This window comes from Viridibacillus sp. NPDC096237 (assembly GCF_050278625.1).
Classification (GTDB): Bacteria; Bacillota; Bacilli; order Bacillales_A; family Planococcaceae; genus Viridibacillus.
This window is the reverse complement of record NZ_JBNNTI010000034.1, coordinates 1-17,013: the sequence shown is the minus strand read 5'-3', so window position 1 is coordinate 17,013 and position 17,013 is coordinate 1. Positions and strand designations below refer to the sequence as shown.

The following is a 17,013-nucleotide window of genomic DNA, read 5'->3' as shown; positions in this document are numbered from 1 at the left end:
AAAGGTAAAACAAACACATTTAAAGCGCAAGGGAGATGCAAATCATCTAAACGAAGCATGCATATAATAGATTAAAAGGTGGGGTGAATATTGGAGGAATATACAAATATACTGAGGGGATTTTTGCCTCCAACTGCAACTATTTTAGAATTGCAACAACCTGAGAAAAGGCAGGCAATACTACTAGCAGATATAGATGGGGATCATAAAGAAGAGCTAATAGGAGCATACAACCATCAAGGTCAAAATTATATTATGATATTAAAAAACAACAATAATCAGTGGATTCCAATAGCAGACATCAAAGGAAGCGGATATGGAATAACGAATTTAGTAGCTGTACCACTCATCAATACAAGTGTGAATACCTTAATTGTAGGTTGGCAAATAGGTAGTATATGGTCCAAATTAGATCTACTACAATGGACAAATAAAGGTTTTGTCCATATACACACAAATAATATGGTCTATAGTAAATTACAAGTAGAGGATATGCCGAGTACTAAAGGTTCGGATGGTAAATATGAGTTAGCAATATGGGTTCACGATACGGGTGAGGCATATAAAATAGCTGTCTATCGTTTTAATGGAAATAGCCTTGTAAAGGCAATGGATGTTTACCCATATTATTTTAAAAAGGTAGAAGAATATTATAAGAATCTATTGAAGAATAATGACTATCCTTTTTATTGGTATTATTTAGCGGATGCTCAAATGAAATCAGGAGATTTAGAACAGGCGCTCATTTCACTTGATAAAACGCTGTCATTTAATGCACCATACCCATCTAAAGAAACTCTACTAGAAAAAAGAAAACAAATTATGTATAAGTTGAAGCAACATCATGTGATGGCTCAAACCGTCATAGATAAAAAAAGTGGCGATGTTACGGGTGATGGCTTAATTGATACAATTCTTCTTACTGGTGAGAAAACCGCAGGAAGTCCATATTTGAAGAATATTACCCTTGTGATTTTTAATGAAAAAACAAATTTTTACGAACAAATTCCATTGAAAGAAAATGCGGGTTATAACCCCACCATATCGCTCGGGGATTATACAGGAGATCATGTAGATGACATATTGGTAGTCATAGATTCAGGCGGAAGTGGTGGCATAATATTTGCGTATATATTTACATATGTGAATGGACAAATGAGCCAAGTATTTGACTCGGAAGCATATAATGAACTTTCAAAATACGAAGTTAATTATCTGGATCATTACAAAGTGAGCGTTACTAGCTCCTATCCAAAGAAAAAATATATCTTAGATTTAACGTATAAAGGAAAAGAATATTTGTCTGAAATTTATAATATAGATGGTACCCTTAAAGAACCAATTCAAGGCTGGGTTGATCCGATTGGCGGACTCTATCCTATTGATTATGCTAGAGATGGCAACTACGAATTTTTGGCTTATCAAGAAATCGCGGGTAGATACCATGCCGACGGATTAGGATATGTGGAAACTGTATTGAAATGGAATGGACATGAATTCGTTCCAGATCGCCAAACCGTATCGATTTTCGGTGAAGATTTGCTGGCGAAGTAATTGGTATTTATGTTAATACATCTTCATCTATTAATAAAACAAATAGTAATTTTGAGAGTACAGAAGACGTGAATATTCTGCTAAATAACAATGGAGTGAGTTAGTGCAACAATCACTCGAGTTAGTACAACAATGAAGCAAGATAACGCAACAATCACCAGAATTAACGCAACAATCACCTCAAATAGCGCAACAATCCACTAATCCATAGCCATCACTTCCAAATAAATATTGGAAACTTTTGTTTTTTTGATATTAGAGAGTACAGAAGACGTGAATATTCTGCTAAATAACAATGGAGTGAGTTAGCGCAACAATCACTCGAGTTAGTGCAACAATCAAGCAAGATAGCGCAACAATCACCAGAATTAACGCAACAATCACCTCAAATAGCGCAACAATCCACCAATCCACCAATTCACAGCCATCACTTCCAAATAAATATTGGATTCTTTTGTTTTTTTGATATAATAGGTGAGAAAGTTAAGTTCATATGTGCAAGAATGTGGGGGGGCTGGTGTTGCCAGCTGAGAATGTATCCGATAGATGCTGACCCTTAGAACCTGATCTGGTTAACACCAGCGGAGGGAACATCAGCTAAAATCTTGAGTATCATTGTATTTTAGAATGTATGTTAACGTCCGGAATAGTTCCGGGCGTTTTTCTTTTTGCATGGAACTTGTCAAAATAATATAGATGGAGGCAAGGGAAATGAAAAAATGTATGTTGCTCATTGTAGCATTATTGGCTTTAATAGGTTGCCAATCAAATGAGTCAAAAGGAAATGAAAAAGATTCAAAAAATGCATTAACAAAAGTAACTGTAGTTTTAGATTGGACACCAAATACAAATCATACAGGGTTGTATGTAGCGCAAGAACAAGATTTTTTTAAAGAGCAAGGATTAGATGTAGAAATAATTCAACCAGGTGAAACAGGAGCAGCTCAACTAATAGCTTCAGGTAAAGCCGAATTCGGTATTTCAGCGCAAGAATCGATTACACAAGCAAGAGTTCAAGGAGTTCCACTGGTGTCAATCGCAGCGATTATTCAGCATAATACATCTGGGTTCGCATCCCCGATAGACAAAAATATTAAATCACCAAAAGATTTTGAAGGTAAAACTTACGGTGGATGGGGTTCCCCAATCGAAAAGGCAGTGCTCGATTCTCTTATGAAAATCGAAAAAGCAGATAGTAAGAAGCTAGACATTATTAATGCTGGAGATGCTGACTTCTTTACAATGGTCAAAAAAGATGTAGATTTTGCATGGATTTACTACGCATGGACAGGTGTTGAAGCGGAACTGCGTGGAGAAAAATTAAATATGCTCTACTTAACAGACTATAGTGACAAACTAGATTACTACACTCCGGTCCTAACAACTAACGAAAAAATGATACAGAGCAATCCAGAAACGGTGAAAGCATTCACTAAAGCAACTTCGAAAGGATATGAATTTGCTATAAAAGATCCAGAAGCCGCTGCTGATATCTTACTAAAAGAGGCCCCAGAATTAGATGCAGAACTAGTTAAGGAGAGCCAAAAATGGCTAGCTGACAAATATCAAGATGATGCAAAACAATGGGGAGAGCAGAAGCTTGAAATTTGGGAGAACTATGCAAAATGGATGAGTGAAAATAACGTATTAGAAGGAAAATTCGATCCTGAAAAAGCGTTCACAAACGAATTTTTACCACAATAAGGAGGAGAAAGAAATGGCTAATTCATTAATCAGTGTACAAATCATTCCAAAAACAAAAACATACGAGGATGTTATTCCTTTTGTAGATGCAGCGATCAAAATTATCGACGATGCTGGTGTGAACTATGAAGTACATCCACTTGAAACAACAATGGAAGGTGAACTTTCTGAACTACTAGAAATTATCCAAAAAATGAACGAAAAAATGATCGAACTTGGTAGCGTAAATGTTATTACACAAGTGAAAATACTTTATCAACCAACGGGTATCACACTTGGGACTTTAACGGAGAAATACAAATAATGAAATGGATTCGTGAAAAAGGAGGAGCGATTTTTCTGCTCCTTTTCATTTTATGTTGTTGGGAACTAGTAGTTAGATTAAAAGAAGTTCCGGGCTGGTTGCTACCTGCTCCGACAGCTATTTTTTCTGAAGCAGTCAAAGCGATCCCTACATTTTCAACTGATATTTTTGCTACAACTCAGTTAGCGATTTTAGGACTTACAATTGGAAGCTTTGTAGGGTTTATCATAGCGGTATCTCTACATATGTTGCCGAAAGTTCAAAAGCTTGTATATCCGTTACTTATTCTATCGCAAAATATTCCAATCATTGTTTTAGCACCTCTTCTAATTATTTGGTTCGGCTTTGGTTTATTGCCAAAACTGATCATTATAGGTTTAGTCTGCTTTTTCCCAATAGTTGTAGCTGCCTTAGATGGCTTTAAAAATACAGCTCCAGAGCTCAAATACTATATGGAAATGGCTGGAGCATCGAAAAGCCAATTATTTTGGAAGCTAGAATTACCACATTCACTTCCTACATTATTTTCTGGGCTGAAAATCGCAGCGACTTATAGTGTCATGGGGGCAGTTATATCTGAATGGTTAGGTGCCAAAAAGGGGATTGGTGTATACATGACTTTATCTCAGTCTTCGTTCCGTACAGATCGTGTGTTTGTAGCTATTTTCACCATCATGCTTTTAAGTGTCCTCGTATTTGGTTTGCTACGGTTGATTGAAAGAAGAGTAATTAAAGGCAAACTAGAGAGGTGAATTCAATGTTACTTAAAATGGATCATATTGAAAAGGCTTATGGAACAACTCAAGTTTTACATGATATTTCCATACATGTAGAAGATGGTGAATTTGTTGCATTACTCGGACCTTCTGGGAGTGGCAAGAGCACGATTTTCAACTTAATTGGAGGAATTGCTACACCAGATGAAGGGACTCTTTCTTTAAATGACAAAATCATTCATGGCCAAAAAGGGTTAATCGGCTATATGCCTCAGCAACCTTCACTGTTCCCTTGGAGAACTGTCATAGAAAATGTCGTACTTATGCAAGAGTTATCCGGTAAACCAAATTACGAAGAAGCGAGTGCATGGCTAGAGAAAGTTGGATTACGAGATTTTCAGAATGCCTACCCAATAGAATTATCAGGTGGTATGAAGCAACGAGTGGCTTTTATAAGAGCGTTACTCAGTAAACAAAAATTATTATGTCTAGATGAACCATTTTCAGCTTTAGATGAATTTACAAGAATTGAAATGCAAAAATGGCTCCTTTCTGTATGGGAAGAGAATCGAAAATCCGTACTATTTGTCACCCATAGTATTGAAGAAGCAATTTTTTTAGCGGATCGAATTTATATACTAACGAAGCGCCCTGCTACTATAAAAGAAGAGATAAAAGTTCCTTTTGTAAGGCCGAGAGAAGAGAGCCTCATAAATTCAAATGAATTCTTCCAACTCAAACAGAAACTTTTTAATATGTTGAAGGATGAAATTGAGGTAGGTGAGTAAAATTGATGATTGATGCTCATATCCATTTTGATCAATATAGCGAAGAGCAGCGAGAAATACTATTAACCGAAATGGCTCAATTTAATGTAACACATCTAATAGCAGTATCTACTCACTTAGCATCGAGTATGGTCAATTTAAAATTAGCCCAACATGATAAGCGGATTCTTCCTGCATTTGGCTTTCATCCTGAACAAGTAATGTTAGAGGATAGAGAGCAAGTTCAATTGTTTGAATGGATGAGAGGACATATCGAAGAGATGGTTGCAATTGGTGAAGTTGGTCTACCTTATTATTTAAAGCAAGAAAAAGAACTCCCATATCAACCATATATAAACTTACTTGAAAAGTTCATTGCACTTGCAGCTGAGATGGATAAACCGATTATTTTGCATGCTGTTTATGAAGATGCACACACAGTTTGTGATTTATTAGAAAAATACAAAGTAACCGCCGCGCATTTTCATTGGTTTAAAGGGGATATACATGTAGTTAAACGAATGATTGCAAATGGGTATTTCATCTCTATAACACCAGATGTATTGTATGAAAAGGAAATTCAGCAGCTCGTAAAGGAATATCCTTTAGAGCAAATGATGGTAGAAACAGATGGACCTTGGCCATTTAAAGGGATTTTCTCGGGTAAAATGACACATCCAATCATGATAAGAGCTTCTATTGAAAAGATTGCTACGATTAAACAGCTATCATTTGAAGAAGTTTCTACTACCTTATATGAAAATACACAGAAGTTTTATCGCTTGAATTACTAGCATATCACTTACCTTAACAATAAAATCCTCTTTGTCTTCGGGCAAAGGGGATTTTATTTTGAAATAGAGGTCACTATCTAGCTAAGTAACAAACATCACAAAAAAAGCCAGAGATATTAAAACCTCTGGCTGATCTTTAAGCTGTAGCAGCTTTTCTATTTAATAAAGTTACACAAGCAAAGCACAGTAGCAAGATTCCGGTAAATACGAAGCAGCCTGTGATGCCAAATGACAACCAACCTAGAAGCGAAGAACCTACAACTACACCTAATGAGAAGAACGCATAGAAGTAACCATAAGCTTTACCTCTGACCTCGACAGTTGTCGAATCAATCAGCAACGAATTTAATGAAGGGAACAAGAATGCGAAACCAAAGCCATAGCAAGCCATTGCAATATAAAGCAACGTACTTATATCCGCTTGGCTAATTAGTAGTTGACTTAAACCCATTAAGCTAATGCCAAGCGCTAACGTTTTAATCGGCTTAATATTATCAAAGATTCTATTAGTCGGTAATAAGAATACAAGAACAGCTACAATGCCAAATGTACTCATTAGCGTCCCACTCACTCGTGAATCAAAACCCAATTCTTGCACTTTTAAAGGTAACAAGTAAGCAATGGCTCCTTGGGAAAACATAAGGAAAAATGCGCCAGAGAAAGCTTTAAGTGTGCCGGTGTTTTTGAAAAAAGCTCGAATTGGAACGTGGACACTAGTAGATGAATCTTTTTTTATGTGAGTTGCTTTTAAAATAAAGATAGCAAAAATAGCGAGCACTAACATGCAGACAGCCGTAATATTAAAAACAAATGGAACGCTTGTCCGGCTGGCTAAAATCCCACTAAATGCAGGACCAGTTATGGCAGCAATACCTATAAATGCTCCTGATATTGCACTGCTCTTACCACGTTTTTCTTGTTCCGTTTCATTTGCTAAAAAAGTAAATGCTGCTGGAACGATTAATCCTGCTACTAAGCCGTGGATAAAGCGAACAACTAAGAGCATTAACGGAGCATCAGCTAACATATAAAGCAACAAAGAAAGACCAGTAGTGAATAAACCTACTATCAAGATTGTATAGGGACCTTTGCGATCCGTTAAAAACCCTGAAATGATGTTACCAAATGTATTTGACAAAGAATACATACCAACCGCCAAGCCTGTTAGAAAGGCCGAGGCTCCAAGCGATTCAGCAAATGTACTCATGACAGGCAGTTGTGTAAACAAATCGAAGAACGAAAAGAACACAATGATATATATAAATTTTTTCATTAAAAACATCTCCAACAATTAAATTATCTATATATTATAGCCTATCAATGCCAATCACCCAAGATTTTGAAAGTTTTGAGAATAAAAAAGGGATATTAAGTAAAAAGGCTCATACACATGCTATAATAGATTGTAAGAAAGGGCTACTTTTGATAATTTATAACAATTCGAAATAACTATCAAGATAAACTAGAGGTGTTACTATGGAATTAATACGTTCCAATTCTACCAAGCAACAAAATACAGTAGAAGCTGTCAAAGAAGTTACGAGTAAACTACATACTGAACCTGCATTACTATTATTTTTTACTAGCACCACACACCAATTTCAAGAAATAACAGCACTATTTAACGCACAATATCCAAATAGTGAAGTTGTCGGCTTAACGACGACAGGTGAAATTGGACCATCTGGTTTTTTAGAAAATGGTCTCGTAGCGATGAGCTTTGCAAAGAATATTGGGCAAATAAGTACTGTTTTGATGAACGATATTACGAAATACCCTGTATTTTCTCGTAATGATTTAATTTCTGCAGCAAAACATATAGGTATTAATCTTACTAGTCAAACACTTGAAAAAGAAGGGGTAGCATTAGTATTTCCGAATGGATTAATTGCCGCAGAAGAAAAGATGCTTTCAATAGTTAATTCAATTTTCTCTCATGAGGGATTCCCTGTATTTGGCGCAACTGCTGGAGATGATGCGGAATTCATCGAAACTTTTGTGAGTTTAAATGGAGAAGTATCAAGTAGGGGTGGCATCGTTATCTTTATGAAACCCACTGTCGACTTTGTCATGCTGAAGGAAAATATTTTCACTAGCACGGGAAAATCGATGAAAGTCACAAAAGTTGACACTGAACAACGAATTGTCTACGAATTAGATGGCAAAATGGCTACAATAGTCTATGCAAATCTATTAGGCATAAGAGAAAATGAACTAGATCGATATTTTATGACAAACCCACTAGGTAGAAGATTTAACGATGAAATTTTTATCGCCTCGCCTTTCCAGATTCTATCGAATGGTGCGATCCAATTTTATTGCCAAGTTTTCCAAGATACAATTGTTGAGATTTTAGAACCAAAAAACCCTGTTGAAACCTTACAACAAACGTTACATACATTAAAGTCCGAATTTACCAAATTAGAAGGCGTGTTAGCCTTTAACTGCATTCTAAGAAAATTACAATTTCAAAGTCAAGGTCTATTTCCTGATTTAAATCGAGAACTTGAGAAATTGCCTAGTCTAGGAGGATTCTGCAGTTACGGTGAACAATTCAATAAATCACTTGTTAATCAAACACTAGTACTTTTAGGTTTAGGGAAGAAAAGATAGGAGCGTTTAGCATGCTTAAAAGCTTTTTCAAACAAAAGGACAACCAGTCTGACATTATAATAGAAGAAATTGCCGGTTTAACAAACGAAGAAAAAGAATTAATGATCGAAGGGTTACTTGATCTAATCACATTATTAAAATCATCCAATGAAAAAAACGCGAAAGGTGACAGCGTATTTATCGAGCGTATTACAGATGTCAAAAGTACTGTGGAAGAGGGCAGAACATCTTTAATTGCCTCAAGTGAGAATATCCAAAGAATCATTGAAGAAGCGCAAAACATACATAGTATTACAGCTACAGTGGAAGCACAAGGCGAGGAAAATATTCGCTTAGTAACTGAAGGTAATGAAAATATGGACAAGCTCGATGCTCAAATGGATTATGTCAAAGAAGTATTTACTAATTTCGAAAAATCCATCTTCGAAGTACAGCGAGAAACAAATGACATTATAGCTATTACCAATATAATAGCAGGGATAGCAGACCAAACGAATTTACTAGCTCTAAACGCCTCGATTGAAGCCGCAAGAGCAGGGGAGCATGGTAAAGGTTTTGCTGTAGTAGCTGCTGAAGTGCGTAAATTAGCTGAACAAAGTAAAAACGCATTAGTGAATGTTAATAAAAAAGTAAACGAAATTGTTGATAAAGTCTCAGTTCTTTCAACAGATATCGCTGAAAAATCAAAAGATTTCAATCATACTCAAGAAATGACACGTTTCACAAGTGAGTTCTTCGAGAAAATAGCAACATCTGAAAAAGAGCTCTTTACAAGTATGTCAGGTATTAAGCTAGCAACAGATAAAACGATGACCGAAATCATCACATTCCGTAAAGAACTTGAGGCGATTGTCCATTTATCTGAACAATCAACGAAAAGAATTGATGAACTGTACATATTCTCTCAAGATAAATTTTTCATTTCAACAGATATGACATCCTATATTTCTCAAGTAAAATACTTAGTTGGAGCATTAAAAAATAACCAGCTTTAATATAAATACAAAGAACCCTCAATCACCTAATTGCGTGATTGGGGTTCTCTTCATTCATTAGCTTTTACCTTGATCTAGTTCCTCTTCGTCATTAGCAGCTTCTTCTTTTGTTAAGCCGGCAGCTTCCATCTTATTGTGTAGTTCATCACCACGTGAAGCGAACATGTTTTTAAGATAACCTGTTCTTTTATTCCAACTTCAGCAGTATCTAGAGCATTATTGATATCATCAGATCTTTCTTTGAAGTGAGCAAAGACATCGATATCATCTCGCATTTCTAATTTTTTAATTTATTCCAATACTTGTGAGTTGCTTTCTACGGTTAATTTTAATGTCATTTGAATACCTCAGATTTTAATTTACATATAATCTTTACCCTAGGGTTTTAGGGTCTAAACAAAAAACAGTAAGAGGTGAACAATAAAAGGATTTACTTAAAACGACTATATATAGGAAGTAAAATAATTCGAGGGAAGAAAACTAATTGTATAATTACTTTTGAAACTTTTTATCCTTTCACACGTATATAAAGTAGATCGCGATAATTATCCGTGATACTATGGGCTACCACTCGTATATCAGTGTAAATATCCAGTAGTGCATGATACACTGTTTAGTGGGGTTTGCACCAAAGAAAAACTACCAAAATTGACGGAGGGTCATACATTGAAAAAATTAGTAGCAGCTTTATTTGCAGCCACTCTTGTATTCTCAAGTGTCGGAAGCTTTGTATTCAACGATCAAGCAACAACTGTTGAAGCAAAAGGTTATAAATCAGGTAAAAAAGGTTTCAATACGAACAAGAATTACAACTCAAATAACAATAACCAACCAACAAACTCAAATATTCAAAAAGATAAACAAGATACCAAAACAAAGAACGGAACATCAGATACAAAATCAGGCGGTGGCTTCATGAAGGGCGGCCTTATGAAAGGTCTTATGCTTGGTGGACTAGCGGGATTACTATTCGGCGGTCTATTTGGTAACATGGGAGCACTTGGTTCTATTTTAGGATTCGCAGTAAATATCCTAGCGATTATTGTATTAATCGCATTAGTTCGTAAAGTATTCACTATGCTAAAAGCAAAAAAGCGTAAAGAGGAAGCAAACCCATGGAACAGATAATTATTCCAGAACAAGATATCATCAATGCAATCTGTCTTTTCCAAGCTCGTAACAAAAACGTTATGCCAGAAGATGTTGAAGTTGAATTGGCTTACGATGATGATGAAGGCTTTTCAGCAGAATCATTCATTAGAGGTCAAGTCGAAGCAGTTAGCGAAGCGGGTCTAATAGCGGCGGTTCGTCTATGGATTTCCGAATTCCTAAACCGTGATCCATTTGCTTCAGGGATTGAACTTGTATTAGATGATGAAGAAGGCATTATTGCCTTAGTAAACTAATGAAACACATAGCAAATGCAGCACTGATTTTCTAAATCAGTGCTGTTTTTTTATATTATTTAAATAATAAAACAAAGATACCAGCATTTCTCAAATAAATAGGCTTAAATGTGGTAAAATAAGTATGATACATGAATTGGAAGAACTAAATACATAAAAGTGAAGGAGCTTTAAAATCGATGCAGAATACTAGCAAAACCCGTATCAAACTACTTAGACAGCTTATGCTTTGTACCATACTATTAATCCCTTCGATAATAACATTAACGAAAACAGACATCGCTCAAGCTGCCAATTCTACTAATTTACAAAAAACAAAGGTAGGCTTTCAAACAACGAGGAAAAAGCCAATTACAACTAAGAAAAAAACAACGACAACTAAGAAAAAGGTTTCAAAAAGTTATAATGTAAAAAACGGCAAACTGTATAAAGGAAGCAAGCTCTATAAAAAGCAAAAGCTTTATCAAGGAATCCTCTATGTAGATGCAAAAAAAGCAACCGGTCGATACACAGTTTCTGGTAGCGAACGATATTATAAATCCGGTAAACTTTTTACGGGTATATTAGAAGGGTACTATTACGAACTTGGTAAAGAGCCTGGAAGATATGTCGTTTATCAAAAGAAACTTTATACCCCAGACGGTTGGCCAAATGAAGGCTTTAGAATTTATAATGGCTTACTTTATGACGGGGAAGATTTAAATGAAGGTGCGCTTATTTATAAAAGCCAATTATATTACGGACCAAAAATAAATAATGGCTATAGAATTTTTAATGACGAGCTTTATTACGGTGCGACTTTAAGAAAAAGTAAGACGGTATATAAAGATAGATTGTATTCTAACGCAAAACCGAATGTTGGCTTTACTACCTATAATAAGAAACTATATGATGGACCAGATTTAAATGAAGGCTTCATCTTATATAACGATTTTCTTTATAATGATGCAGATTATAATACAGGATATACATTATTTGAAGATCGACTTTACAATGGTAGAGATGAAAACTATGGAATTGCGAAATTTGATGGTAAATATTATTACCATACAGATATAGCAAATGGCAAATACGGTGGAAATCTATACGAAGATGGAGATTTAGTTAGAAATGCGACGACTATTAAATCTATTCGTATTGTTGATTCGAAAACGCTGGAAGTAACCTATAGCCAAGCAGTCAATAATAAGAAGCCTTTGATCAACGTAGAAAAAAATGGCGTTCTATATACAATCTCTGCATTTAAATGGAACAAGGCCAAAACAGTATCAACCTTTGATATATCAGGACCAGTCACTGCAGGCAAATATGACATTACTATTTTCGGTATTGATAATATTAAACTATTCGGTTCTATTACAGTTGAAGGTGAATCAGCACTCCATATTGCAGATACCAATTATGGTTTTGAAATTGTAGAAGAATAAAGAATGTAAAACGTAGTCAGTATACTTCTGGCTACGTTTTTACGTTTTTGTGTAAATGTATCGGAAGTATAGAATACCAATCTATGATTATGTACAAAAAATACATTTAATGGTTTCGCTAACATAATTAAACTCAAAAAATTAACAAGGCAATAATTATATTTAATCCTTTTTATTAATATAATCCGCAAAAATATTATAAAAAATAGCCTAAATATACAATAAAAGGTAATATTATAAGTCTAAAAAGATTGAATATTAAAACTATTTAAATGTTTGGGTAAAAATAATTTATAGTAAATATTCATTACTTATAACCCAATTTAAGTAATTTTTAAATAACATTTTACGAAAAAACGCAAATTTTAATAAAATTTTAACAGGGAATTATCTTGAAATAGTATAGTTTTATTTTATTACTATGTGGAAATTTATATAAATTTAATAGTAATATACTATCAAAAACAAACAAAATGGTAAAAAACCCAAAAAAATATTAAGTATACCTTTTGATGTGTGTTAATATAGTCAATAAGGATTACATAAAGTAAATTTAAAGGATATTTAACGGTATTAACTACATGACTTTAAAACTTTTAGATAGTCCGCAAGTAAAGGAGAATGAATAAAATGGTAAACAACAAACTTAAACTAGTAAAATCGGCTACTGCCTTTGTCATTGGTGCTACAGTATTAACAGGAGCATTCGCAGCTGCTGGATCAGATACAGCATTCGCAAAAAGCTCAACTTCAGTAAAGGTGAGCAATGGTAAACTTGTAAATAAAAGTACAGGTAAAGTTGTAAAAGGTTACAAAACTTACAACAAAGCTCTATATAAAGACGGTAAAAAATTCACTGGTCTTTACAAAAAGACTTATTACAAAGCTGGTAAAAAAGCGACAGGTACTTATAAATCTGTATACTACAAAGCTGGTAAAGCATTCACTGGCGTAACTAACAAGACTTATTACAAAGCTGGTAAAAAAGCGACAGGTACTTACAAAAACGTATACTACAAAACTGGTAAAGCTTACACTGGCGTAGTTAACAAAACTTACTACAAAGCTGGTAAAAAAGCGACAGGTCTTTACAAAGGCGTATACTACAAAACTGGTAAAGCAGCAACAGGAATCTATAACGACCAACTATATATTTCTGGTAACCTAAGCAAAGGCTTAGAACTTTACAAAGACCAACTTTACAAAGATGGTTCACTAAACAAAGGTTTAGCATTATTCAAAGACCAACTTTATAAAGATGCAGCACTAAACAAAGGTTTAGTTGAATTCGAAGGCAAATTCTACTTCGATGCAGCACTTGCTAACGACACTTACACTGACCAAGGCGTAGAACGCGCATTCGAAAACGGTATTGAAGTTGGAGCTAAAGTTAAAGCTGTAGAGGCGATTAACGGTACAACTGTTAAAGTTACATTTAACAAAGCAGTAGATAAAACAGATGCTGAAAAATTAAACGTAGTAACAATTGAGGGTGTTTCACTTTCTGCTGGTAAATTATCAGAAGATGGTAGAACATTAACGTTAACTTCATCTGATGCAATTAAAGTTACAGACGCTACTGTAGTAGTTAACGCAATAAAAACAAAAGCAGATGCTAAAGTATCTACTGAAAAATTCGTAAGCAAAATTACTTATGAAGATAAAGTAGCTCCTTCAATTTTAAGCGTTGAAGCTCAAACAAACGGTACCGTAGCAAAATCTGCGACTATCCAATTATCAGAACCAGTAAAAGCTGGCGTACTAGTTAAAGTTGATGGTGATTATGTTGCAGTAACTTCATTCACAGGTACTTCTGATAAATTAGAATTAACAGGCTTAAACCTTGAAGCAGGTAAAACACATACTTTAGAAGTAATCAATGCAGAAGATACAGCTGGTAACAAAGTAGTATCAATTTCAGCTAATTTCACAGTATCAGTAGATGCAGCTATTCCAGCTGCAACAGTATCAGCTGGTGCAAGTGATAAAGAAATTTTAGTAACATTCAGTAAAGCAATGAATGTAGCTAAAGTAGCTGGTATCACAGTTAAAGATGAAGCTCTAGCAGATGTTAAAGTTAGCGGTGTAGCAGTAGTAGAAGGTTCAAAGGATACACAATTCAAAATTAATGTTACAGAAGATATTTTCAAAAATAAAGATAGCCGTACATTCAGCGTAGTTTTACCTAAGGATATGGAAGATAAATTAGGCAATAAAACAACTGATTCAGTACTAAAAGTAACTTTAACAAAAGACACAGTTAAACCAGTAGCAACTGGCTACAACGTAGTTAAAGATAAAGATGGTAAAGTTGAATCAATCGAAATTAACTTTAGCGAAGGTTTAAAAGCAGGTTCGGTAGCAACAGATACTACAGTACACGTTGCAGCATCTTCTATCGTCAATGCAAATGGTGTTCTTGATACAGATACATTTGCAAACTTCAAATCTAAAGAAGTAAAAGCTGGAGATAAAAAATTAGTATTCAAAGCAGCAACTGCTGAAGCTATTTCAGGTCAATATGCTATCTCATTCAAATCTGACTTAGTAACTGACCAAGCTGAAGCTAGCAACAAATCAGCAGCATTCAACTACACAATCGATTTTGGTCAAGGTCAACAAGCTACTGAATTTGTAGTAACAAAAGCTGAAGCATCATCTAATGTTATTACTGTAACATTCCCAGAAGCAGTAAAAGGCGGAGCAGTAGCTGGTTCAGCAACTGACCTTGCAAACTATACTTTAGGCGGTAAACCACTTCAAGCTCTAACTGGTACTACTATTACTCTTGATAAAGACCAAAAAGTGGCAACAATTACATTACCAGCAGAATCAATTGCAAAAGACGATAAAGCATCTGTATTCACAGCGGCTAACATTAAAAATATTGCGGGTACAAAAACAGTAAAATCTTACACAGGCACTGTAGATGTTAAAGATAACGTAGCTCCAGTGTTACAAAGTGCTAAAATTCTTGATAACAAAACAATCGAATTAACTTATAGCGAAGCATTAGCTTTAACAGGAGTTAATGCAGGTGAGGCATTCAAAATTGTTCAAGGTACAGATACTTTAGTTTTAACTGCAGCTGAATTAAAAGCTTCTGTAGCATCAGGTTTTGAAAACAAATTAGTACTTAAAATTGAAAAAGGTACAGATACAGCAGAAGTGCCTGCTACACCAGCAAATGCAGAAATCTCAGGTGCAAGTGCTACTAAAGTAACATTAACAAATAAAGATAAAGCAACTGCTGATGAAACTGTTAACTATAAAGTAGTAGATAATACTTCAACAGGTGGTAAGCTAGAATTGCAAAAAGCTGATGGTACTCCAGAAATTGCAGACCTTTCAACTTCACAAAGCTTCACTTTAAACGGTGTAACAGTTTCAATCGCTGGAGCAGTTGATGGCGATACATTCACAGTAAAAACTGTTAAAGCTGTTGCAGGTACACCAGCAACTTCAACTACAACTTTAGACTTAACAAAAAATATTACAATTGAAACTCTTAACTCAGCTTCTAAAGTAGTTACTGATAAATCAGCAACGAAAAATGAACACAAAAAAGAAGTTAAAGTAACAGTAGCAAAATAAGTAATCTAACTGATTATTAATCCACCCCCTTACCATATGGGCGGATTCAAAAACTCCTATCTTCTTCGGAAGATAGGAGTTTTTTCATAGTATTTTGAATCATTAGCTCTCATGTATTCGTACATGAGGTTTATTTCATTTGGGAGGGATAGGTATGAGTACTTTAAGATAATAGTTACAAATTATTAAAAGAAAAGGTTGACCTCTAACAATCAAAAAAAGTATCTAAAGGCATTTAAACGAGGAAATTTGGTTAATTAAATGACTTATAGCTATGAACGCTTTTAATAGTATGGCTTTACGTATAGTGGAAAAGAATCTCTCACCTCAGGTATACAATTCTGATTTATTAAATGATTTGGCTGATTGTTGCTCAAAGTACTTTGTTTTTTTGCGGAATACTTTATCTTTCAAATTAAAACAAAAACTGTTCGACTTGGTTTTCTGTTAAAACAGTAAGCATTCCCTCAAATTAATTAATATTCTTCACTTAAAATTTCTTGAGGAATGCTTACGAGTTTTCCTCTATCATATTTACGATTTTATAATTTTTCAAAATAATGATCAAGATTTACTTGTTGTAACTCTTCAGCAGGTTTAAGTAAAGGGTTAGTATGGTCATCCTGATTTTCCACTATATCACTTTTTATTTCATCTTTTTCTTTATTTAGTAAGTTTCCTATCTTATCATCAACGAAGTCAATTGAGTCTGATATGATGACCTTAAACTCATCAAATACGATTTCTAGGTTTTGGGGCAGAATAGAAATTAATTCAACACTATCTTTGAATATAGATTCTTTGTTCCAATCAAGGAGCTTATTTGGAGAATTGTTCATTGTATAATATGAACCGGCTAAAAAAGAAATTGAACCTATTAGTAAAATGGCGAAAAACTTCTTAATCATAATTTATCATCCTTCTTTCATTGATAAATACATACTTTCCAAAAAAGGATGAAATTATAACTATAAGTTAGCATCCCAAAAATCGGAAAATGTTCATTAAGAATAAAACCTTCTATATCGGAAATATATGATATTACACTAGCGTTGCATTAAAATAACTTTAATTTTAAAAATACTCAAAATGTTCAATAATCTTGTTTTGTGCATAAAAAAAGTCCTTTATAATGGATA

At 34.4% G+C, this 17,013-nt stretch carries 15 protein-coding genes and 1 riboswitch; of the genes, 12 read left to right on the top strand and 3 right to left on the bottom strand.

Annotation, left to right across the window (positions count from 1 at the left end; translation table 11 throughout):
* The first annotated feature begins 90 nt into the window (after positions 1-90).
* The 6 genes from ACQKMD_RS16450 to ACQKMD_RS16425 all read left to right on the top strand — a co-directional run bounded on the left by ACQKMD_RS16450 (position 91) and on the right by ACQKMD_RS16425 (position 5,839).
* A complete protein-coding gene (locus ACQKMD_RS16450) occupies positions 91-1,554 on the top strand; it encodes a hypothetical protein (RefSeq protein ID WP_427753287.1) in 1,464 nt (487 codons plus the stop codon).
* Between the two features lie 497 nt (positions 1,555-2,051).
* Positions 2,052-2,161: riboswitch (TPP riboswitch) on the top strand.
* Positions 2,162-2,265: 104 nt separating this feature from the next.
* Positions 2,266-3,258: an ABC transporter substrate-binding protein gene (locus tag ACQKMD_RS16445; RefSeq protein ID WP_427753285.1), complete on the top strand. Its 993-nt coding sequence runs from the start codon at positions 2,266-2,268 to the stop codon at positions 3,256-3,258.
* A gap of 13 nt (positions 3,259-3,271) precedes the next feature.
* On the top strand, positions 3,272-3,562 hold the full coding sequence (locus ACQKMD_RS16440) for a thiamine-binding protein (protein WP_427753283.1): 291 nt from the start codon (positions 3,272-3,274) through the stop codon (positions 3,560-3,562).
* On the top strand, positions 3,562-4,314 hold the full coding sequence (locus ACQKMD_RS16435) for an ABC transporter permease (RefSeq protein WP_427753282.1): 753 nt from the start codon (positions 3,562-3,564) through the stop codon (positions 4,312-4,314). Before ACQKMD_RS16440 ends, ACQKMD_RS16435 begins: the two co-directional genes overlap by 1 nt.
* A gap of 5 nt (positions 4,315-4,319) precedes the next feature.
* The gene (locus ACQKMD_RS16430; protein WP_427753280.1) at positions 4,320-5,066 is read left to right on the top strand and encodes an ABC transporter ATP-binding protein; all 747 of its coding nucleotides are present in this window, start codon (positions 4,320-4,322) and stop codon (positions 5,064-5,066) included.
* 5 nt (positions 5,067-5,071) lie between these two features.
* On the top strand, positions 5,072-5,839 hold the full coding sequence (locus tag ACQKMD_RS16425) for a TatD family hydrolase (RefSeq protein WP_427753278.1): 768 nt from the start codon (positions 5,072-5,074) through the stop codon (positions 5,837-5,839).
* Between the two features lie 136 nt (positions 5,840-5,975).
* Here the strand turns inward: ACQKMD_RS16425 and ACQKMD_RS16420 are convergent, their stop codons facing one another.
* On the bottom strand, positions 5,976-7,112 hold the full coding sequence (locus ACQKMD_RS16420) for an MFS transporter (RefSeq protein WP_427753277.1): 1,137 nt from the start codon (positions 7,110-7,112) through the stop codon (positions 5,976-5,978).
* 203 nt (positions 7,113-7,315) lie between these two features.
* Between ACQKMD_RS16420 and ACQKMD_RS16415 the strand changes: the two genes are divergently transcribed.
* Together ACQKMD_RS16415 and ACQKMD_RS16410 are read left to right on the top strand one after the other, a co-directional pair.
* Positions 7,316-8,452: an FIST signal transduction protein gene (locus tag ACQKMD_RS16415; protein WP_427753276.1), complete on the top strand. Its 1,137-nt coding sequence runs from the start codon at positions 7,316-7,318 to the stop codon at positions 8,450-8,452.
* Between the two features lie 11 nt (positions 8,453-8,463).
* Complete coding sequence (locus ACQKMD_RS16410; RefSeq protein WP_427753275.1) at positions 8,464-9,447, top strand: methyl-accepting chemotaxis protein; 984 nt, start codon at positions 8,464-8,466, stop codon at positions 9,445-9,447.
* A gap of 57 nt (positions 9,448-9,504) precedes the next feature.
* Here ACQKMD_RS16410 and ACQKMD_RS16405 read toward each other — a convergent pair whose 3' ends face one another.
* Entirely contained in the window at positions 9,505-9,612 is a 108-nt protein-coding gene (locus tag ACQKMD_RS16405; RefSeq protein WP_427753274.1) for a hypothetical protein, read from the bottom strand.
* A gap of 501 nt (positions 9,613-10,113) precedes the next feature.
* Between ACQKMD_RS16405 and ACQKMD_RS16400 the strand changes: the two genes are divergently transcribed.
* From ACQKMD_RS16400 to ACQKMD_RS16385, 4 genes are all read left to right on the top strand, one after another.
* The gene (locus tag ACQKMD_RS16400) at positions 10,114-10,575 is read left to right on the top strand and encodes a hypothetical protein (RefSeq protein ID WP_427753272.1); all 462 of its coding nucleotides are present in this window, start codon (positions 10,114-10,116) and stop codon (positions 10,573-10,575) included.
* A complete protein-coding gene (locus tag ACQKMD_RS16395; protein ID WP_427753271.1) occupies positions 10,563-10,853 on the top strand; it encodes a DUF2653 family protein in 291 nt (96 codons plus the stop codon). Before ACQKMD_RS16400 ends, ACQKMD_RS16395 begins: the two co-directional genes overlap by 13 nt.
* Before the next feature lie 179 nt (positions 10,854-11,032).
* The gene (locus ACQKMD_RS16390; protein ID WP_427753270.1) at positions 11,033-12,280 is read left to right on the top strand and encodes a hypothetical protein; all 1,248 of its coding nucleotides are present in this window, start codon (positions 11,033-11,035) and stop codon (positions 12,278-12,280) included.
* Between the two features lie 630 nt (positions 12,281-12,910).
* On the top strand, positions 12,911-15,874 hold the full coding sequence (locus ACQKMD_RS16385; RefSeq protein ID WP_427753268.1) for a hypothetical protein: 2,964 nt from the start codon (positions 12,911-12,913) through the stop codon (positions 15,872-15,874).
* A gap of 542 nt (positions 15,875-16,416) precedes the next feature.
* On the opposite strand, the gene ACQKMD_RS16380 is transcribed toward ACQKMD_RS16385, so the two are convergent.
* The gene (locus ACQKMD_RS16380) at positions 16,417-16,782 is read right to left on the bottom strand and encodes a hypothetical protein (RefSeq protein WP_427753267.1); all 366 of its coding nucleotides are present in this window, start codon (positions 16,780-16,782) and stop codon (positions 16,417-16,419) included.
* Between the last annotated feature and the right edge of the window lie 231 nt (positions 16,783-17,013).

Excerpts from the sequence above, each read along its gene's own strand:
- ACQKMD_RS16445 (WP_427753285.1), top strand. The coding sequence starts at position 2,266 with ATGAAAAAATGTATGTTGCTCATTGTAGCATTATTGGCTTTAATAGGT.
- ACQKMD_RS16440 (WP_427753283.1), top strand. The coding sequence starts at position 3,272 with ATGGCTAATTCATTAATCAGTGTACAAATCATTCCAAAAACAAAAACA.
- ACQKMD_RS16435 (WP_427753282.1), top strand. The coding sequence starts at position 3,562 with ATGAAATGGATTCGTGAAAAAGGAGGAGCGATTTTTCTGCTCCTTTTC.
- ACQKMD_RS16430 (WP_427753280.1), top strand. The coding sequence starts at position 4,320 with ATGTTACTTAAAATGGATCATATTGAAAAGGCTTATGGAACAACTCAA.
- ACQKMD_RS16425 (WP_427753278.1), top strand. The coding sequence starts at position 5,072 with ATGATTGATGCTCATATCCATTTTGATCAATATAGCGAAGAGCAGCGA.
- ACQKMD_RS16420 (WP_427753277.1), bottom strand. The coding sequence starts at position 7,112 with ATGAAAAAATTTATATATATCATTGTGTTCTTTTCGTTCTTCGATTTG.
- ACQKMD_RS16415 (WP_427753276.1), top strand. The coding sequence starts at position 7,316 with ATGGAATTAATACGTTCCAATTCTACCAAGCAACAAAATACAGTAGAA.
- ACQKMD_RS16410 (WP_427753275.1), top strand. The coding sequence starts at position 8,464 with ATGCTTAAAAGCTTTTTCAAACAAAAGGACAACCAGTCTGACATTATA.
- ACQKMD_RS16405 (WP_427753274.1), bottom strand. The coding sequence starts at position 9,612 with ATGTTCGCTTCACGTGGTGATGAACTACACAATAAGATGGAAGCTGCC.
- ACQKMD_RS16395 (WP_427753271.1), top strand. The coding sequence starts at position 10,563 with ATGGAACAGATAATTATTCCAGAACAAGATATCATCAATGCAATCTGT.
- ACQKMD_RS16390 (WP_427753270.1), top strand. The coding sequence starts at position 11,033 with ATGCAGAATACTAGCAAAACCCGTATCAAACTACTTAGACAGCTTATG.
- ACQKMD_RS16385 (WP_427753268.1), top strand. The coding sequence starts at position 12,911 with ATGGTAAACAACAAACTTAAACTAGTAAAATCGGCTACTGCCTTTGTC.
- ACQKMD_RS16380 (WP_427753267.1), bottom strand. The coding sequence starts at position 16,782 with ATGATTAAGAAGTTTTTCGCCATTTTACTAATAGGTTCAATTTCTTTT.